At 42.7% G+C, this 17,475-nt stretch carries 15 protein-coding genes; 3 read left to right on the forward strand and 12 right to left on the reverse strand.

Annotated features, from left to right (window positions below):
• Nucleotides 1-140 precede the first annotated feature (140 nt).
• Nucleotides 141-494: a hypothetical protein gene (locus FHS24_RS03355; protein WP_183618664.1), complete on the forward strand. Its 354-nt coding sequence runs from the start codon at nucleotides 141-143 to the stop codon at nucleotides 492-494.
• Between the two features lie 175 nt (nucleotides 495-669).
• Here the strand turns inward: FHS24_RS03355 and FHS24_RS03360 are convergent, their stop codons facing one another.
• The 9 genes from FHS24_RS03360 to FHS24_RS03395 all read right to left on the reverse strand — a co-directional run bounded on the left by FHS24_RS03360 (nucleotide 670) and on the right by FHS24_RS03395 (nucleotide 13,553).
• Nucleotides 670-2,325, reverse strand: a complete 1,656-nt coding sequence (locus tag FHS24_RS03360; protein WP_183618665.1) for a BCCT family transporter — start codon at nucleotides 2,323-2,325, stop codon at nucleotides 670-672.
• A gap of 221 nt (nucleotides 2,326-2,546) precedes the next feature.
• Complete coding sequence (locus FHS24_RS03365) at nucleotides 2,547-4,196, reverse strand: BCCT family transporter (protein WP_183618667.1); 1,650 nt, start codon at nucleotides 4,194-4,196, stop codon at nucleotides 2,547-2,549.
• A gap of 199 nt (nucleotides 4,197-4,395) precedes the next feature.
• Nucleotides 4,396-5,637, reverse strand: a complete 1,242-nt coding sequence (locus FHS24_RS03370) for a PQQ-dependent sugar dehydrogenase (RefSeq protein WP_183619149.1) — start codon at nucleotides 5,635-5,637, stop codon at nucleotides 4,396-4,398.
• Nucleotides 5,638-5,857: 220 nt separating this feature from the next.
• Complete coding sequence (gene clpB / locus FHS24_RS03375; RefSeq protein ID WP_183618669.1) at nucleotides 5,858-8,455, reverse strand: ATP-dependent chaperone ClpB; 2,598 nt, start codon at nucleotides 8,453-8,455, stop codon at nucleotides 5,858-5,860.
• Between the two features lie 477 nt (nucleotides 8,456-8,932).
• Nucleotides 8,933-9,496 carry a L,D-transpeptidase family protein gene (locus FHS24_RS03380; protein ID WP_183618671.1) on the reverse strand — a complete coding sequence of 188 codons (564 nt, stop codon included), beginning with the start codon at nucleotides 9,494-9,496 and terminating at the stop codon, nucleotides 8,933-8,935.
• Nucleotides 9,497-9,628: 132 nt separating this feature from the next.
• A complete protein-coding gene (locus FHS24_RS03385; protein WP_183618672.1) occupies nucleotides 9,629-10,408 on the reverse strand; it encodes an SDR family NAD(P)-dependent oxidoreductase in 780 nt (259 codons plus the stop codon).
• Between the two features lie 87 nt (nucleotides 10,409-10,495).
• Entirely contained in the window at nucleotides 10,496-12,190 is a 1,695-nt protein-coding gene (locus FHS24_RS03390; RefSeq protein ID WP_183618674.1) for an AMP-binding protein, read from the reverse strand.
• Nucleotides 12,191-12,393: 203 nt separating this feature from the next.
• Nucleotides 12,394-12,591 carry a hypothetical protein gene (locus FHS24_RS12415; RefSeq protein ID WP_227671707.1) on the reverse strand — a complete coding sequence of 66 codons (198 nt, stop codon included), beginning with the start codon at nucleotides 12,589-12,591 and terminating at the stop codon, nucleotides 12,394-12,396.
• Between the two features lie 50 nt (nucleotides 12,592-12,641).
• On the reverse strand, nucleotides 12,642-13,553 hold the full coding sequence (locus tag FHS24_RS03395) for a DNA topoisomerase IB (protein ID WP_227671708.1): 912 nt from the start codon (nucleotides 13,551-13,553) through the stop codon (nucleotides 12,642-12,644).
• A 180-nt stretch (nucleotides 13,554-13,733) separates the two neighbouring features.
• Here FHS24_RS03395 and FHS24_RS03400 point away from each other — a divergent pair, with 180 nt between their 5' ends.
• Nucleotides 13,734-14,186 carry a GNAT family N-acetyltransferase gene (locus FHS24_RS03400; protein WP_183618675.1) on the forward strand — a complete coding sequence of 151 codons (453 nt, stop codon included), beginning with the start codon at nucleotides 13,734-13,736 and terminating at the stop codon, nucleotides 14,184-14,186.
• Between the two features lie 132 nt (nucleotides 14,187-14,318).
• On the opposite strand, the gene ppnP is transcribed toward FHS24_RS03400, so the two are convergent.
• The 3 genes from ppnP to FHS24_RS03415 form a co-directional block, all read right to left on the reverse strand.
• The gene (gene ppnP, locus FHS24_RS03405) at nucleotides 14,319-14,603 is read right to left on the reverse strand and encodes a pyrimidine/purine nucleoside phosphorylase (protein WP_183618676.1); all 285 of its coding nucleotides are present in this window, start codon (nucleotides 14,601-14,603) and stop codon (nucleotides 14,319-14,321) included.
• Between the two features lie 211 nt (nucleotides 14,604-14,814).
• A protein-coding gene (prfB, locus tag FHS24_RS03410; RefSeq protein WP_183618677.1) for a peptide chain release factor 2 occupies nucleotides 14,815-15,910 on the reverse strand; the annotation gives its coding sequence in 2 pieces (ribosomal slippage) (nucleotides 14,815-15,837 and nucleotides 15,839-15,910; 1,095 coding nt in all).
• Nucleotides 15,911-16,026: 116 nt separating this feature from the next.
• Nucleotides 16,027-16,728, reverse strand: coding sequence for an HAD family hydrolase (locus FHS24_RS03415; protein ID WP_183618678.1), 702 nt, complete (start codon nucleotides 16,726-16,728; stop codon nucleotides 16,027-16,029).
• Nucleotides 16,729-16,925: 197 nt separating this feature from the next.
• Here FHS24_RS03415 and FHS24_RS03420 point away from each other — a divergent pair, with 197 nt between their 5' ends.
• On the forward strand, nucleotides 16,926-17,372 hold the full coding sequence (locus FHS24_RS03420) for a hypothetical protein (RefSeq protein ID WP_183618679.1): 447 nt from the start codon (nucleotides 16,926-16,928) through the stop codon (nucleotides 17,370-17,372).
• Nucleotides 17,373-17,475: the final 103 nt, after the last annotated feature.

The following is a 17,475-nucleotide window of genomic DNA, read 5'->3' on the forward strand; positions in this document are numbered from 1 at the left end:
TTACTATCAAATATCTTACGAGCAAATACTCTATGATTAAATACTAACCTTTGCATCGATAATTGACTTTTTTAACACAGACTGTTGATGCAAAATGAATAATTAAAAGCACGTATACATAAAATATAAGGATATTTATTATGAGCGCTCTATCTAAACCATGGCTATCTCTATTAAAGCCTTCTACCCTCGCCCTATCAGTAGCCATAACCTTTACGCTTGGCTTAGCCGGTTGTAACAATATCAGCCCTAACCCTATGCCTGATAGTACACCAATTCAGCCACCTGCTTCGAACACCAGTCAACCTCCTAAAGGACTCGTTGCTCAGTGTCCAACCTTTGACCCCGCAAAAACCATGTGTACGGCGCAATACGATCCGGTCTGCGTAAAAACACAAGTAGGTTCAGTGATAAGCTATCGCACGGCAGGCAATGCCTGCTCAGCTTGTAGTACACCTCAGGCAATCAGCTATGTGAAAGGTGAATGTTTATAACAGCAAAGCTGATTTTACAAGCATATCGTTAAATACCTATCATTATCTAAACACGCATAAATTATTCAATGCCCATAAAAAATCCCAGCTCAACACTGGGATTTTTTATATTTTTACTGCGACTGTTTTCTAGCAAACCTGCTATAAACATTCGCTACATAGCTTTTAATTATAGCTATTCATCAGTCGGCTTTAGACTTGGTGGGCCGGTTAATAGCTCTTCATCGCGGAACTCATTGGCTGAGTTATGCTCGGCTGATTCTTCGGTAATAAACCGCTGCTGATTACGATAAAGTATCAATCTATCACGGCTCAAACCCCGCAGTAATGAATACATCATAATGACAATCACCACGGCAAACGGAAAGCCTGAGACGATAGATGCTGCTTGTAACGCACCCAAACCGCCTGCGGCTAATAGTACCGCCGCGATAACCCCTTCTGTACCTGCCCAGAATAAACGCTGGATTTTTGGTGGATTGGTATCACCGCCTGAGGTCAGCATATCAATGACAAAACTGGCAGAATCTGATGAGGTTACAAACCAAAGTACAATCATCACCACGATAAGCCCGTTTAGCGCTGCTGTAAACGGATACGACTCCATCAACTTAAAGATAGCGCTACCTGTATCGGCTTTTACCGCCTCCACCAGTCCAGGGCTTACCATATTTGGGTCAACCGCTGCCATCAATTCCATATGGACGGCTGAACCACCAAAGGCGGTGAACCATAGAAATAAGATAGTAATAGGGATTAATAATACCCCTAAGATAAATTCACGAATGGTACGACCACGAGAAATACGGGCAACGAATACCCCAACGAATGGTGACCAGCTAATCCACCATGCCCAGTAGAATACCGTCCATGATGACTGCCAGTTTGCTTCACCTTCATAAGACTCTGTCCACAGCCCAAGTGGAATTACTTGATGCAGGTAGTTACCGATATTCTCAAAAAAGCTGTTAAAGATAAACTGGGTTGGACCCAAGATAATCACAAAGCTTAATAGCACAATGGTAAAGAAAATATTGATATCACTTAAACGCTTAATGCCTTTATCAAGCCCCATCAATAGTGACAATCCTGCCAGCATGGTGATAAAAGCAATCAATATAATCTGTACGGTGATGTTATTTGGAATACCAAATAAACTCTCAAGCCCCGAGTTAATCTGCAGCACCCCAAGACCTAAAGTGGTGACCACACCAAACATGGTGCCGAATACTGCCAGCGTATCAACAATATGACCCATAGGGCCATAGATTTTTTTGCCTAATAATGGATATAAGGTTGAGCGAATGGCCAATGGCAAGCCGCGGCGATAATGAAAATACGCCAACGATAACGCCACCATGCCATAAATTGCCCAGACATGCAGACCATAATGCAAGAATGAGATATTCATCGCTTGCTTAGCCGCGGCAATACTTTCAGGCTCACCTAAAGGCGGTGCCATAAAGTGATATAGCGGCTCTGCCGTCCCCCAGTAGAGCAAGCCAATACCGATACCGGCCGAAAACAGCATGCCAATCCAAGAGACAATATTGTACTCTGGGGTCTCATTTTGATGACCCAATCTAATATCACCATAGCGGCTAAATATCAGATAGATACTCATCACCAACGTTAAGTTGACCACCAGGATAAAAAACCAACCAAAGCGCATTGATACAAATGCCTTCGCTTGGCCAAACACTTCGCTTGCCAATTCATTAAAAAAGGCACCGAATATAATAAATGCGAGGATTAAAATCGCTGAGGTCAAAAAAACAGGTTTGCTTACCCGTGGAAAAGGGCCCAATCGGCCAACTTTAACGTGATCCATTCAGTCGTCTCAATTTTTTAGGACGCCAACCTTAACAAGATATCTACAAACTATCAAATCGGGTCAGTCATCTGTTAATGGGCAAAAGTAAAAAATCCTAAGATAACGATGCATCTTAGGATTTTAAATGACAATTATTATATTATTTAGGTAAAATGAATATAAGCTAACTATATGATTCAATTTACGAAAGTATTTCTCATACGGCTATATATCGCCTCTTAATCACCTTTCACAATTTTAGGCGGACCTTTCAATAGCTCTTCGTCCACAAACTCATTGGCCGAATTATGGTCGGCTGACTCGTCAGTAATGTAACGCTGCTGGTTGCGATATAAGATAAGACGGTCGCGACTCATGCCACGTAGCAGCGCATACATCATCACAAATATGACCAGAGCAAAGGGCAATCCTGCCACAATAGCCGCCGCTTGTAATGCATCTAAACCACCGGCCGCTAATAAAATTGCCGCAATCACGCCCTGCATAATGGCCCAAAATAAACGTTGGATTTTGGGTGGGTTGGTATCGCCACCAGCGGTCAACATATCAATGACGAAACTGGCAGAATCTGATGACGTCACAAACCAAAGTACAATCATCACTACAATTAATAAGGTGATAGGTTTAGTAAGTGGATAGTATTCAACCAATTTAAAAATGGCACTACCAGTATCGGCTTGCACCGCGGCTACCAATCCTGGGCTAACTAAATCAGGGCTGATAGCGGCTAATAGCTCCATCTGAATCGCAACGCCGCCGAAAGTCGTAAACCAGAAAAACAAAATCGTCATCGGGATAAGCAGCACGCCAAATACAAACTCGCGAATGGTACGACCGCGGCTGATACGTGCAATAAATACGCCGACAAATGGTGACCAGCTGACCCACCATGCCCAATAAAATATCGTCCAAGCGCTTTGCCAGTCAGTACCACTATAGGCTTCACTCCACGTCGATAACGTAACGATGTTTGCCAGATAATTGCCAACGTTTTCAATAAAGCTGTCAAAGATAAATAACGTCGGACCCAAAATTACCATAAAGGCCAGTAGAATACCGGTCAGCCCCATATTAATATCACTGAGGCGCTTAATCCCTTTATCAAGACCTAGCATCAGCGAGCCACAAGCCAGTGAAGTTACGAAGGCAATGATAATAAACTGTACGGTCAAGGTATTAGGAATACCAAACAAACCTTCTAGACCCGAGTTAATCTGCATAACCCCAAGACCTAAAGAGGTCACAACCCCAAACATCGTCCCAAATACCGCCAAGATATCGACGGTATGTCCCCATTTACCATAAATCTTTTGCCCGAGGATAGGATACAAGGTTGAGCGAATCGATAATGGCAGACCACGGCGAAAATGGAAATAGGCTAACGACAGTGCCACGACGGTATAAATCGCCCATGCATGCAACCCCCAATGCAAAAATGACAGATTCATCGCTTGCTTTGCCGACTCTACAGTCTGTCCCTCACCAACGGGCGGTGCCATAAAGTGATATAAAGGTTCCGCTGTGCCCCAATAGACCAATCCAATCCCGATGCCCGCTGAAAACAACATCCCAATCCATGAAAACAAGGTATATTGCGGTCGCTCTGTTTGTTTACCTAAGCGAATATCACCGTAGCGACTGGCGGCAAGGTAAATACAAAACACCAGCGCCACATTAAACAAGATGATAAATAACCAGCGGAATTTTTCGGCAATAAAGTCCTGTAAGAAGCTAAAAAGCGCTGCTGCAGTTTCAGTAAATAACGAGCCAAAAATGATGAAGCCGACAATTAAGATACCTGATGTGATAAATACAGGCTTATTTACCCTTGGAAATGGGCCGAGCTTGCCTACTTTTACTTCGTTCATTTGCTAAAACCTTATATTTAAGAAAGGTCACCTTAACAAACTAACCTTTAATTATCAATTAACTACAAAATAAACTCGATAAAGATATTTTTTTGGTAACAATTTGCTTGGCTATTTTAATTCTCGATTTAGACATTTTAAGCAATTATTTCAGTTATATTATTTAGCCAGCGATTGATGCGTGCTATCAGATAAGTCACTAGTTAGGTAATAATCGCAGCAGCCTACCTTTAGTGCCATCTTCTAATAACCATACCTGCCCATCGACGTTTAAAACGCCACGAATTCGTTCGCCCATATCATAGCGATAGCGTTCTGCCGCTCCGTTATTTTTATCAAAACTCACTACGATGAGCGCTTTTGATGATAAACCACTGATCAGCGCGTTGCCTTGCCACGCTGGAAAGTCATTGTATTTACCAGCATCATAAATACTCATGGAAGAAGGTGATATGACGGGCGTCCAAGTAATTTTAGGCGCTGCAAAATCAGGACGCGTATCGTGATCAGGAATATCGGTTCCTGTATAATTACGGCCATTCGAGACGATTGGCCAGCCATAGTTCTTACCTTTTTCAATAAGATTAAACTCATCACCGCCGCGTGGCCCCATTTCATGCGCCCAAAGTCTGCCTTTCTCATCGAAAGCCATGCCAAGTACATTACGATGACCAGTGGTCCAAAACTGGTCAGCGATATCATTATTTGTATTCATAAATGGATTATCGGCTGGCACTGAGCCATCAGTATGTAATCTGATGATTTTACCCAAATTAACGCTCATATCCTGCGCTGGGGTTTTTTCTTGGCGGTCACCTGAGCTGATATATAAATACTGCCCGTCAGGTGAAAACAGTAAGCGATGGCTATAATGCCCCTGCCCTTTCACTTTCGGAAATTGCTCCCAAATGGACGTAATGGCTTGCAAGCTTGGCGTATCAGTATCCAATCCAGTCAATGTAGCCTTGATTACTTTTGCCCCAAATTTATTGTCATCAGTATTTTTACCTGCTTCAACGTAGCTGATATATACAGTATTAGACGTGGCAAAATCTGGCGCAAGGATAATATCACCAAGGCCACCTTGTCCACCGTAAGCCACTTTTGGACTACCAGCGATTTCTGTCTTAGTACCAGTCACGGTATCAACTATAAGTAATTCACCAGTCTTTTGGGTTACCAGCAGTTTGGGCGGCTCATTATTAACGGTAGGCAACGCTGTCATTGCCCAAGGTTCATTAAAGGTAGCAACCGTCTTGGTTATAAAGGCAGGTTTTTCAGTGCTTGCTGCTGATTTATTAGCATCAGCTTGTCCTTGTTTATATTCTGTCAGATCTTTATTGGTATTAACTGCCGAGGGATTTGAGCAAGCAGAGACACTAAACAGCAGTGTGGTTAGGATTAACGGTAATGTTATTAGCCTCTTTGTCTTAGTGGTCATCATCCTGATGTCATCTCCCTTAATGTGACTGTCTTTTTTTTGGTATATAGCTTATTTATACCACAGTCAAAGTACAGCAAAAGTAAAATAATTATAGCCCCCAACGCAAAAACCCCTTACTTGCCTGTATAAACAATAGGCAAATAAGAGGTAGTTTTAAGATTTCCATTAGCTAGACAGTGAAACTAAGTGTACTCAGCTAATGTAACAAACTCTTGATTTAGCTCATTCTAAGCTTATCAAACGTTAGCTTATCATCAGCACCGACATCGACTTTGATGATATCACCAGCGACAAAATCACCCGCCAGCAGTTTCAAGGACAATGGGTTTTCAATCTCTTGTTGGATAGCACGTTTTAGTGGACGCGCACCATACACAGGATCGTAACCAACTGCCACCAGCTTGTTCATCGCATCGGCTGATAGTTCGATATCGAGTTCACGCTCCTGCAAGCGCTGACGCAAGCGATCCAACTGAATCGCAGCAATACCAGACATCTGTGACATACCGAGCGGGTGGAATACTACAATTTCGTCGATACGGTTAACGAATTCAGGGCGGAAATGCTGTCCAACCGACTCCATCACCTCAGCTTTGATATCCTCATAGCTTTCGCCGACCATCTCTTGGATTTTATGCGAACCCAAGTTACTGGTCATAATGATAACCGTGTTTTTAAAGTCTACGACGCGACCTTGCGAGTCCGTTAAGCGACCATCGTCCAATACTTGTAGCAAGATATTAAACACATCAGGATGTGCCTTTTCGACTTCATCAAACAAAATCACACTATAAGGCTTACGGCGTACAGCTTCAGTCAAAGCGCCACCTTCTTCATAGCCGACATACCCTGGAGGCGCACCTACCAAACGACTGACGTTATGCTTCTCCATATACTCACTCATGTCGATACGAACAATTGCATCTTCAGAATCGAATAGGAAGTTCGCCAATGATTTTGTCAGCTCAGTCTTACCGACCCCCGTTGGTCCTAAGAATAAAAACGAACCTGAAGGGCGATTCGGATCCGATAAGCCCGCACGACTACGGCGTACCGCATTGGCGACCGCCTCGACCGCTTCATCTTGACCGATGACGCGCTCATGGAGCTTTTCTTCCATCGCTATCATCTTGTCACGCTCGCCTTGCATCATTTTATTCACTGGAATACCAGTCGCAGCCGCCACGACCTCAGCGATTTCATGATCTGTAACTTTATTGCGCAGCAATTTTACAGTGATTGGCTCGCCCGCTTGCTCTTTTTGCTCAGCCGAATCAATCTCGGCAATTTGTTTTTCGAGCTCAGGTATCACACCATATTGTAATCGAGACATCTCTGCATAATCGCCTTCTCGACTGGCTTTCTCTAACTGAATACGTGCTTTATCCAAGTTTTCTTTATGCTGTTTGCTCCCTTCAACTAACGCTTTTTCAGCCTGCCAAATCTCATTGAGATCCGCATACTCTTTTTCTAACTCTTCGATCTGACTGTCTAGTATTTTAAGCTCGGCTTGCGCGCCTGCATCCTCTTCATTTTTGAGCACTTCACGCTGCATTTTTAACTGAATACGGCGACTATCTAGCTTACCTAATGCTTCAGGTTTACTGTCCATCTCCATCCGCAAGCGACTGGCGGCTTCATCAATGAGATCAATCGCTTTATCTGGCAGTTTGCGGTCGGTAATATAACGATGGCTCATGCGCGCTGCCGCTATAATCGCGCTGTCTTGAATAACGACACCATGATGCAGCTCATAACGATCTTTTAGACCACGCAAAATTGCAATGGTATCCTCAACTGTTGGTTCATCGACCAGCACCTTTTGGAAACGACGCTCAAGCGCGGCATCTTTTTCGATATACTGGCGATACTCATCTAAAGTCGTCGCACCAACGCAATGTAACTCACCACGTGCTAGCGCAGGTTTTAACATATTACCAGCGTCCATCGCACCATCGGCTTTACCGGCACCGACTAAGGTATGTAGCTCATCTATAAATAGAATGATATTGCCTTCTTGCTTTGATAAGTCGCTGAGTACCGCTTTGAGGCGCTCTTCGAACTCACCACGGAATTTGGCACCCGCAATCAATGAGCCCAAATCTAACGACAATACTTCTTTATGGCGTAGACCTTCTGGCACATCACCACTGATAATTTTCTGTGCTAAGCCTTCAACAATAGCGGTTTTACCAACGCCCGGCTCACCGATAAGCACTGGATTATTTTTGGTACGGCGCGATAGTACCTGAATGGTACGGCGAATCTCTTCGTCACGACCAATCACCGGATCAAGCTTACCAAGTTCCGCCTGTTCAGTTAAATTAATCGTATATTTATTCAGCGCATCACGCTGATCTTCGGCATTTTGATTGTCCACTGTGTCATCACCTCGCAATTGCTCAATCACGGCTTTTAAATTACTTGCGGTCACGCCAGCACTTTCAAATATCTTTTTGGTTTCGCCTTGTTCAGCGAGCGCCAACATCACCCATTCAGTGGCGATAAAATCATCGCCTTCTTTTTGTGCTTGACGATCTGCCAAGTTTAAGATTTTAACTGAATTGGGGTTTAAATTAACGTCGCCGGTTGGTTCGCTAATCGTCGCTTGATTATCAAGTGCTTTTGCCACGCCATTTTTTAACGCTGGAATGGACGCGCCCGCTTGCTGGCAGATAGATAAATTAGACTCATCTTGCAGCAGTACGGCAAGCAAATGCACAGGGTCAATACCTGTGTGGTCGCGCCCTAACGCCAAACTTTGCGCTTCTTGAATCGCAGATTGCAGTTTTTGGGTAAATTTCTCGAATCTCATATTTGTTTCCTCTTATAATTAATCATAGTTTATATCTGATAGTAGCTGCGGCTTTTTATAAGTATTAAGTTGCCGCAAGCTTTTCGTTGTTATCTATATCGGGTTTGTTAAGTAATATTTCAATATAAATTTAACTTTTATCAATAGTATTTAGTGGCTTGTGAGTGTCAGCTCCTTTCAACTAAGAAGCCAATGCAAAGCGCTAATATATCACCTTATTAATATAAACCTTACTTATAACAATGATATTACGATAAAGTATTAATAGGCACATTTATGAGAGATTTCAAGGGAGTATAGAAAAGAAAAAATAAGAAGTTTTGAGTGTGTGCAAAAACAGACAGATGTCGTTTAGAGTACGACTAAAATAGCGGAAAACAGCAGGAAGTGGAATTTGTGAAATATCTATAAAAGTAGGAATTACGTTAAATATGAGCTGAATAAAAGCCTGTTAACAAAAGCCTGTTAACAAAGGATTTATTCTACAATTTCGATCGGTGTGCCAATCTCTACAGCAGCCATGATTTCATCCATCTCATCATTAGTCACTGCGATACAACCATCCGTCCAGTCACGTTGCTGACTCACCGTTGCCAGATGTCCAAAACCATTTTTCTGCCCATGAATCATGATATCGCCGCCGGGACTAACGCCATGAGATTTGGCGCGGTCTTTATCTGTCGCATTGGGGTAGCTTACGTGAATAGAGCGGTAGAATTTGGATTTTTCATTTTTATAATCGAGTGTATAAGAACCTGTCGGCGTTCGCTTGTCGCCTTGTTGCTGCTTATGACCGATAGGACTGCCGCCTAAGGCAATATGATAGGATTTAATAACTTCATTATCACTAAGCAACTGCAGGGTGCGAGCGGATTTATCGACAAAGACTTTATCAATCATCATACTTTTCGGCATGGTTTGTTTATTCTCTGAAGTAGTCTCAGCAGCAATGACACTCGTACTGGTAATGATAGCGAGGCTAAGACCTATGACGATAAATAACCAATGTGAATATTTACTATCTATATTGAAAAAAGACATAGCTTTTGCTTCTTAATTTTATGCATTCATTGATAAAACCATCTTTGATAAGATAGCAAAAGACTATGTCAATTTGTATACAAATTTTATGAATTAAACTTAAAGTCGTTGCAGTCAAAATTTAAAATCACCTTACACCATACGAATTGCACCATCTAAACGAATGACTTCACCATTCAAGTAGGCATTATCAATGATGTGCGTGACCAGTTTGGCGAACTCATTTGGAGTACCCAAACGTTTAGGATATGGTACTGCAGCCTCTAGTTGCTCACGCGCCTTCTCAGGCAGACTTTGCATCATCGGCGTGGCAAAAACGCCAGGCGCAATAGTCATCACTCGGATACCATGACGGGTCAGCTCACGTGCTAGCGGCAACATCATGCCAACGACTCCAGCTTTAGATGAGGCGTAACTTGCTTGCCCTACTTGCCCATCAAAAGCAGCGATAGAAGCCGTATTAATGATAATTCCGTTGTCAGCATTGACTTCGGCGGGTGTGCTAGCAGCCACACGCTTAGCAATACTGGCCGCGACCAAACGCGCCACGTTAAAAGAGCCAACGAGGTTAATATTAACCCCACGGCTAAAAGCATCAAGATCCGCTGGATTGTTTTCACGATCAAGTAGCTTTTGTACGACAGCGATACCTGCACAGTTAATAGAACCTTGCAAACCGCCGAATTCTTTTTCAGCCAACTCAACAGCTGCTTGCACCTCATCACCACTGGTCACATCACAACGTGCAAAGCGTACGTTGTCACCTAGCTCATTAACCAAAGCATGCCCAGTTGACTCGTTCAAATCAGCAATGACGACCTTGCCGCCTTGACTCACGATAGCGCGAACCACTGACTCACCCAAACCTGACGCACCGCCCGTAACCAAAAAGCTATGTTTTTCTATTTGCATAACAATTCCTTTTATTGAAATTTTTACTGCTATCTTTATAAGCTAACTATTTTATTATCTTCAACTTCTATGAATGCTTCAACTCATTTATGCCGCAGACAAACTACGCAGCAAAAAGCGCTGGATTTTACCGCTTGGCGTTTTTGGTAACGCATCGACAAATTCAACTTCACGTGGATAAGCATGCGTCGATAGACGTCTGCGCACCAAGTCCTGAATCTCCTTGGCAATCTCGTCTGTCCCTTCAATACCGTCTTTTAGCACCACATAAGACTTAATCGTATGACCGCGCACTTCATCTGGCACCCCAACTGCTGCAGATTCTGCGACTGCTTCATGTTCGAGCACGGCGTTTTCTACATCCGTAGGCCCTACGCGGTAGCCTGCCGTAATGATAATGTCATCATCACGTCCAGAAAACCAATAACTGCCATCGCTATGACGCTCGACCACATCGCCGGTCAAATAATAATCATCAGTGAACGCATCTTTTTCATTCCAACTATAACCGCGGAAATAAAACGCGGGCGATTGGCTAACCACTACGGCAAGCTGCCCTTGTTCGCCATCAGGCAAGACTTGCATGTCATCATCTAGCACGACCAATGTGTGGCCGGGTAAAGCCATACCCATCGAGCCAACTGGGCATTCATGTGCTAATGCATGATGTTCGCAGCAAGTCATACCCGTTTCGGTCTGCCCGTACTGATCGCAGACTTTACAATTTAAGTAGGTTTCAACCCAGTTGACGACTTCGGTATTTAAGGTTTCGCCTGCTGAATTCGCACAGCGTAACGATAGCTTGGCATTGGCGTCGTCGTGAGCACTTTCAAACACACCGCTTGATTTCATCATACGAAATGCCGTTGGTGAAGAAGCCAAATTGGTAATCTTATGACGGACCATAAAGTCGCGGGTATTGGCAGCATCAAAGCCCAATTCATTAAAATAGGTGGTGACGCCCATCAGTAAGGGACCCGTAATCGCGTAATATAATCCATACGCCCAACCGGGATCGGCCATATTCCAGTAGTTGTCATCTTTGCGTAAGTCAATCGCATAACGCATATACAGATAAAAAGCTGACAGAGCGCTTAATGGTACGCTAACGCCTTTTGATTTGCCTACCGTACCCGAGGTAAACATTTGCAAAAATGGCGCATCGGTATCCAGCAATACTGGCTCTAGCGTTTGCGGCTGCGTCGCCATCATTTGTGCATAGTTATCATCACCCCAGCTTTGCGCATCTACCTTACTACCAACCAACACCATTTTGGTTTGCTTAGCCAAGTCGTTAAACTTGCCACGATTTTCTTGATTGGTAAAAACGACCTTGGTATTAGCTTTATCCATTCGATACTTAATCGAATCATAACCAAAGGCAGTAAACAGCGGTTGATAGACCGCGCCAATCCGCCAAGTGGCTAATACAATAGTGAGTAGTTCAGGGGTACGCGGTAGCATCGTTGCTACTTGGTCGCCCGCTTGCACGCCATAAGACAGTAATAAATTGGCAACCTGTGCACTTGCCTTGTCCAATTCAACAAAGCTCATACGCGTCACATTACCCGCTGTATCTTCATGCACCAGTGCAATATTATCGCCGCGACCATCACGCACATGACGACCACAACACGCCATATAGGCATTTAGACGGTCATCTAAATTTTCACCAAATATCTCTGTTAATAGCGCATTCATATCAAAATTATGATAGTAGTCGTTATAGCTTGTTATTGTATTGAGGGTATTTATTGCGACTTCTGTAGATGAGGTGTTCATAAGCTAATCCTTTAGCAATCGAGGGTCACTGACGATATCAGCGATTTATCAGGAGTAAAACAGTCATATCCTATACACTGTTTTCTCTTATTGTTTGCACTTATTAAAATTCATATACTCTATTAGTAACGCATTTTTATATTTATTTCAATACATAACGTATCATTTTTAATTTTAATATATTTTTCTTATGGAAGATAAACTTATTGTATTGCATTTAAAAATCCCAGTAATGCTTTCTCTTCACAGCTTTGATATTGCTTGGTACGTCCGCGACACGCTTGTTTATAAGGTTCAAAAAATTGTCCTGCTAGAAAACGCTCGATAATAATAGGATTGATATAAGATGCTCGACAGACAGCAGGTGTATTGCCCAATTCCTCCGCCACCGCTTTGACCATAGCAGTCACCAGCTGTTGACGCTCATCGCTATTCGGTTCACTGATTAGTACTATTTGACCTTTGGAGGTTTGCAGCTCATCGTATAAATGACTGTTTGCAGCTCATCGTATAAATGACTGGCTGCAAGAACACTTGCCATCCAAGTGCGAAAGTCCTTTGCGCTATATAAATTGCCGCTATACCTCTTGCTCTCACAGTCATGACCGCAAGTATGTGTGCGTAGATAGTCATTGATATCGCTACTATCGACAATTTGCTTGTCGCCATTGTCATCCAAATATTTGAAAACCTGATAACCAGGCAACTCACTACATGCCTGCACAATATCAATTAAACGCTCGTCTTGTAATTCAATATGATGCTCTTTGGCACTTTTCCCGACAAAATCAAATGCCAGCCCATTGTCTGTTTCGCTTACGTGCTTGCTGCGTAAGGTACTCAGGCCATAGCTTTTATTCATCTTCGCATAGCGGCTATTACCGATACGGATTAAAGTCGTCTCAAGCAACTTGACCACTGCTGCTAGTACATTAGCACGTGATAGCAGCGTGGCTTCTAAGTCTCTTTCGACTTGCGCACGTAGGTTTGGCAATGCCTCCGCAAAACCTATCATGGCATCGAACTTGGCTTGATCACGTACGCGATCCCACTCGGGATGATACAAGTACTGTTTACGAGCTTTGTCATCACGCCCCGTTGATTGCAGATGCCCTTTTTCATCTTGGCATATCCAAACCTCTGACCACATCGGCGGTATCACCAACGCATCAAAACGCTGGCGCAAGGCTTTATCTTTGACCGTTTTGCCAGTAGCGTCTCGATAAGTAAAGCCGCGACCCCAACGCCTGCGCGTAAACCCAGGCTCATCGTCGCTAACGTAGCGTAAGTTGGCCAAGCCAGCCAAATGCTCATAATCATGGCGCACATCTTGCGTATCTGTCTGTTGCTCTAGCTTCGCCATAACACATACTCGATTGATAAAATAGTCGTTTTAGCATAATCAATTGCGATTGTCTTTGCTGTTTATTTGCCACGAGCAAAGTGTAATCGATATGTAAGAAACACTTTTTAAAAGGTTCTAAATATTCAGCTTTTGAGCCATAATTCGATAACAACCATAACTTAAGTTAAATAAAATATAATGAAAAATACCTCTATAAAAATAACCCCATTATCTAAAGCTAATTACGACTCTTGGTTAAATTTGTGGCAGCGCTATCTAGCATTTTATGAGACCAGTTTGCCACTGAGTACGACTAACACAACATGGCGCAAACTGCTTGATAGCAATGTGCCGATTTATGGCTTTGGTGCTTGGCAAAACGACACGTTGGTAGGTATCACGCATGTGGTAATACATCCTAATACTTGGAATACGACAGAGTGTTGTTACTTAGAGGATTTATACGTGGCTGAATCTGTGCGAGGGCACGGTGTAGGACGAGCATTGATTGAGTATGTCTATGAGTTTGCCCGCCAACAAAACTGCAATCGTGTTTATTGGACAACTCAAGAAGGAAATACCACCGCGCGCAAACTCTACGATGCAATTGCTACCCAAACTGATATGGTGCAATATCGTAAAAACTTATGACTTTGATTGTCTCTATATTGGTTCTATGTTGCCAGTCTACTATTTTTTAAATTTATGCAAAATAAGACGCACAAAAAAACGCCAAGCGTTAAACACTTGGCGTTAATTCTTATACTACTAATCTAAAAACGATTATTTACCATACACACATAAATAAGCGGTTTCAACGGCTACCTTTACTTGAAACTTCTGATTGGCCTCAACGGTAAATTGCTCACCCGCATTAAAGGTTTGCCACTCATTGCTTTCTGGTAGCTTCACTGTCAATGCACCACTTACCACACTCATGGTTTCAAATTCGCTGGTACCAAATTCATATTCACCAATCTCCATTACCCCAACGGTAGCAGGCTTAGTCGCTGTTTGAAAAGCAATAGAGGTAACTTTATCATCAAAATAGTTATTAACGCTTGGCATAATTTTCCTTAATTTGTTTGGTTTAAAATTTGATTAGTGATTAAATATGAGCAATAGCCTATCTATAACAGTATGGCGATTTAATAAATAACACTCGACTCCGTTGTTCGTAAACTCTCAAAGTCGCTCGTTTATCTTTATTAAATCGCATTTCAAAATGCTATCTGTCGCACTTTTACGGATAGCTGTCGATAGTCTTTATCGTCTAAATTTACAATCCCGCTTTTAGGCTTGCTTCGATAAATTGATCGAGGTCGCCGTCTAGCACCGCGCCAGTATTAAAGGTTTCAACGCCAGTGCGCAAGTCTTTGATACGCGAGTCATCGAGTACGTAAGAGCGAATTTGGCTGCCCCAACCGACATCAGATTTACCATCTTCAACTGCTTGTTGCGACTCCATGCGTTTTTGCATCTCAAGCTCATAAAGCTTGGCGCGTAACAACTTCATCGCTGTGGCCTTATTACCATGTTGGCTACGCTCGTTTTGACAAGTGACCACAACGCCACTTGGCTCGTGGGTGATACGTACGGCAGAATCGGTGGTATTGACGTGCTGACCACCTGCACCAGATGAGCGATAAGTATCAATACGCAAATCCGCTGGATTGATATCAATCTCGATATTATCATCAATTTCAGGCGAGACAAAAACGGCGGCGAATGAGGTATGACGACCGTTATTGCTATCAAAAGGTGACTTACGTACTAAGCGATGCACACCAATTTCGGTACGTAACCAACCAAACGCATAATCACCTTTAATCTCAATGGTTGCTGATTTAATACCAGCGACGCTACCTGACGATACTTCAATGACGTCAACTTTAAAACCATGAGACTCTGCCCAGCGCGTATACATCCGCAGCAGCATTTCAGCCCAATCTTGCGCTTCCGTGCCGCCACTACCCGACTGGATATCCAAGTAGCAATTATTTGGATCCATCTCGCCACTAAACATACGACGAAACTCTAAATCAGCAACGCGTTTCTCTGCATTATCGAGCTCTGCTTGGACATCAGCAAGCAAGGATTCGTCTTCTGCTTCTACCGCCAGATCAAGCATAGCAGCCGCATCTTCTAAAGTCGTTTCAAGCGAAACCACCACATCAATGACGCCATCAAGCTGGCTTTTTTCTTTATTAATCTTGGTCGCGCGCTCTGGATCATTCCATAACTCAGGATTTTCCAACTCTAAATTGACTTCCTCTAAGCGTTCTTGCTTACCATCGAAGTCAAAGATACCTCCGAAGGTCCTGTCCACGCTCGGATAAGTCTTTGATACGTTCTTGATACGGATTGATTTCCATAAGGTTTCCTGTCTTTTTAAATAAATATCTCGCTGATATGGCGCTATTTTAAATGAGATTGACGCTAAATAGTTGGCTAATTAGTACTGCCTTTATATTAAATAGTTATAGACCACCTAAATCGACCAATCTTCTACTGCCCAGCGATGAGCCAGCGCATGCGCATGTAACGCATCATCGGGTGACACGCAGATAGCCACATCCGCCCATTCAAGCAATGGAATGTCATTTTTGGAGTCTGAATAGGCATAGGTTTTATCAAAGGTAGTACCTACTGATTGTCGTTTATCCAACCACTTATTAAGATGATAAATTTTACCTTCTTTAAAGTTAGGTTTATCCGTTAATTTACCAGTATAACGCTCGTTTTTTATCTCAAGCGGTGTCGATAATACATTGCCATCTTCAATACCAAAACGCTTAGCAATAGCTGATACCACAAAGTTGTTGGTCGCAGAAATAATGACTACCTCATGACCTTTTTCGACATGATGACAGAGCACCTCCATGGCTTTTGGGCGAATATGTGGCTCGATTTCAGTTTTAATATAATCTTCGCGCAGCTCATTTAACCTGTCCATAGGTAAGCTACTTAAAAACTGCGCGACAAATTCATTGTATTCGGTCGCATCAAGCGTACCTTCGATATAATCTTGATAAAACTTTTGATTGGCGGTGCGGTATTCGGCTTCGTCAACGAGATTATGCTTAACGATATACTCACCCCAGAGATAATCGCTATCGACGTCGAGCAAAGTATGATCTAAATCAAAGAGTGCCAATTCTTTTGGCGCCTGTCCTGCTTGTGTTGCCTGCATAGTGGAACCTTATTTTTTATTTATTAAAAGAATAATTTTTTGAATGTAAAATATTTTAGAAAGAATATCGGATATAAAACGTGCTGCATCACTTCCTATAAGACTACTGTTTACCAAACAAATTTATGCTAACTTGTTTACTTTAATATCTCATTAGCTTATCTTTAGCCTGCTTGATAATAACAATAGAGAAATTTATGAAAGCGCCTGATGATAAAACCGTTTTGTCTAATCGACCGCGACGTCCTGCCCGCTCAATCAGAGAAATCAGACGACGGCAATTAGGCAAAAGCTACCAATCGCCTTTAGAGCGTCTGTTTTATGCACTGTTAAATGGCTTGATGTATGGCTTTGGCGGCTTACTTATCGACCTTGCGATTGTTGTTATTCGCTCAATCGCTGGTATGGGCAATGGCGAGATATTCTGGCTATTTACGCCATTTATGCTAGCTTTGGGTGCGTTGACGGGTTTTATCGTTGGTAAAAGCGCCGGTGCTGAGAGCGTCAACGCCTTAAATATCGACGACACGGGTAATAATCATTACCTTAGTGACTACTCTATTCGCCATGATATCTTTCGCGGCCTGATTATTGGCATTATCATCTTTGCCATCATTTGGCTTATCATGATGCTAATGGCATAACCACTGTTTGCTTAAAAAGCATCACAACAATATAAAACAGCGATAATTTAACATCTAAAAGAGGATTGGTTACTATTATAAAACCACCTTCTTTTTTTATAAA

Source organism: Psychrobacter luti, from assembly GCF_014192115.1.
Lineage (GTDB): Bacteria > Pseudomonadota > Gammaproteobacteria > Pseudomonadales > Moraxellaceae > Psychrobacter > Psychrobacter luti.

Bases quoted from the DNA above. Each gene is read 5' to 3' on its own strand.
- FHS24_RS03365 (WP_183618667.1), bottom strand. From the start codon at position 4,196: ATGAACGAAGTAAAAGTAGGCAAGCTCGGCCCATTTCCAAGGGTAAAT.
- FHS24_RS03415 (WP_183618678.1), bottom strand. From the start codon at position 16,728: ATGCAGGCAACACAAGCAGGACAGGCGCCAAAAGAATTGGCACTCTTT.
- FHS24_RS03355 (WP_183618664.1), top strand. From the start codon at position 141: ATGAGCGCTCTATCTAAACCATGGCTATCTCTATTAAAGCCTTCTACC.
- FHS24_RS03400 (WP_183618675.1), top strand. From the start codon at position 13,734: ATGAAAAATACCTCTATAAAAATAACCCCATTATCTAAAGCTAATTAC.
- clpB (WP_183618669.1), bottom strand. From the start codon at position 8,455: ATGAGATTCGAGAAATTTACCCAAAAACTGCAATCTGCGATTCAAGAA.
- FHS24_RS03420 (WP_183618679.1), top strand. From the start codon at position 16,926: ATGAAAGCGCCTGATGATAAAACCGTTTTGTCTAATCGACCGCGACGT.
- FHS24_RS12415 (WP_227671707.1), bottom strand. From the start codon at position 12,591: ATGGTCAAAGCGGTGGCGGAGGAATTGGGCAATACACCTGCTGTCTGT.
- FHS24_RS03395 (WP_227671708.1), bottom strand. From the start codon at position 13,553: ATGGCGAAGCTAGAGCAACAGACAGATACGCAAGATGTGCGCCATGAT.
- FHS24_RS03390 (WP_183618674.1), bottom strand. From the start codon at position 12,190: ATGAACACCTCATCTACAGAAGTCGCAATAAATACCCTCAATACAATA.
- FHS24_RS03385 (WP_183618672.1), bottom strand. From the start codon at position 10,408: ATGCAAATAGAAAAACATAGCTTTTTGGTTACGGGCGGTGCGTCAGGT.
- FHS24_RS03380 (WP_183618671.1), bottom strand. From the start codon at position 9,496: ATGTCTTTTTTCAATATAGATAGTAAATATTCACATTGGTTATTTATC.
- FHS24_RS03360 (WP_183618665.1), bottom strand. From the start codon at position 2,325: ATGGATCACGTTAAAGTTGGCCGATTGGGCCCTTTTCCACGGGTAAGC.
- FHS24_RS03370 (WP_183619149.1), bottom strand. From the start codon at position 5,637: ATGACCACTAAGACAAAGAGGCTAATAACATTACCGTTAATCCTAACC.
- ppnP (WP_183618676.1), bottom strand. From the start codon at position 14,603: ATGCCAAGCGTTAATAACTATTTTGATGATAAAGTTACCTCTATTGCT.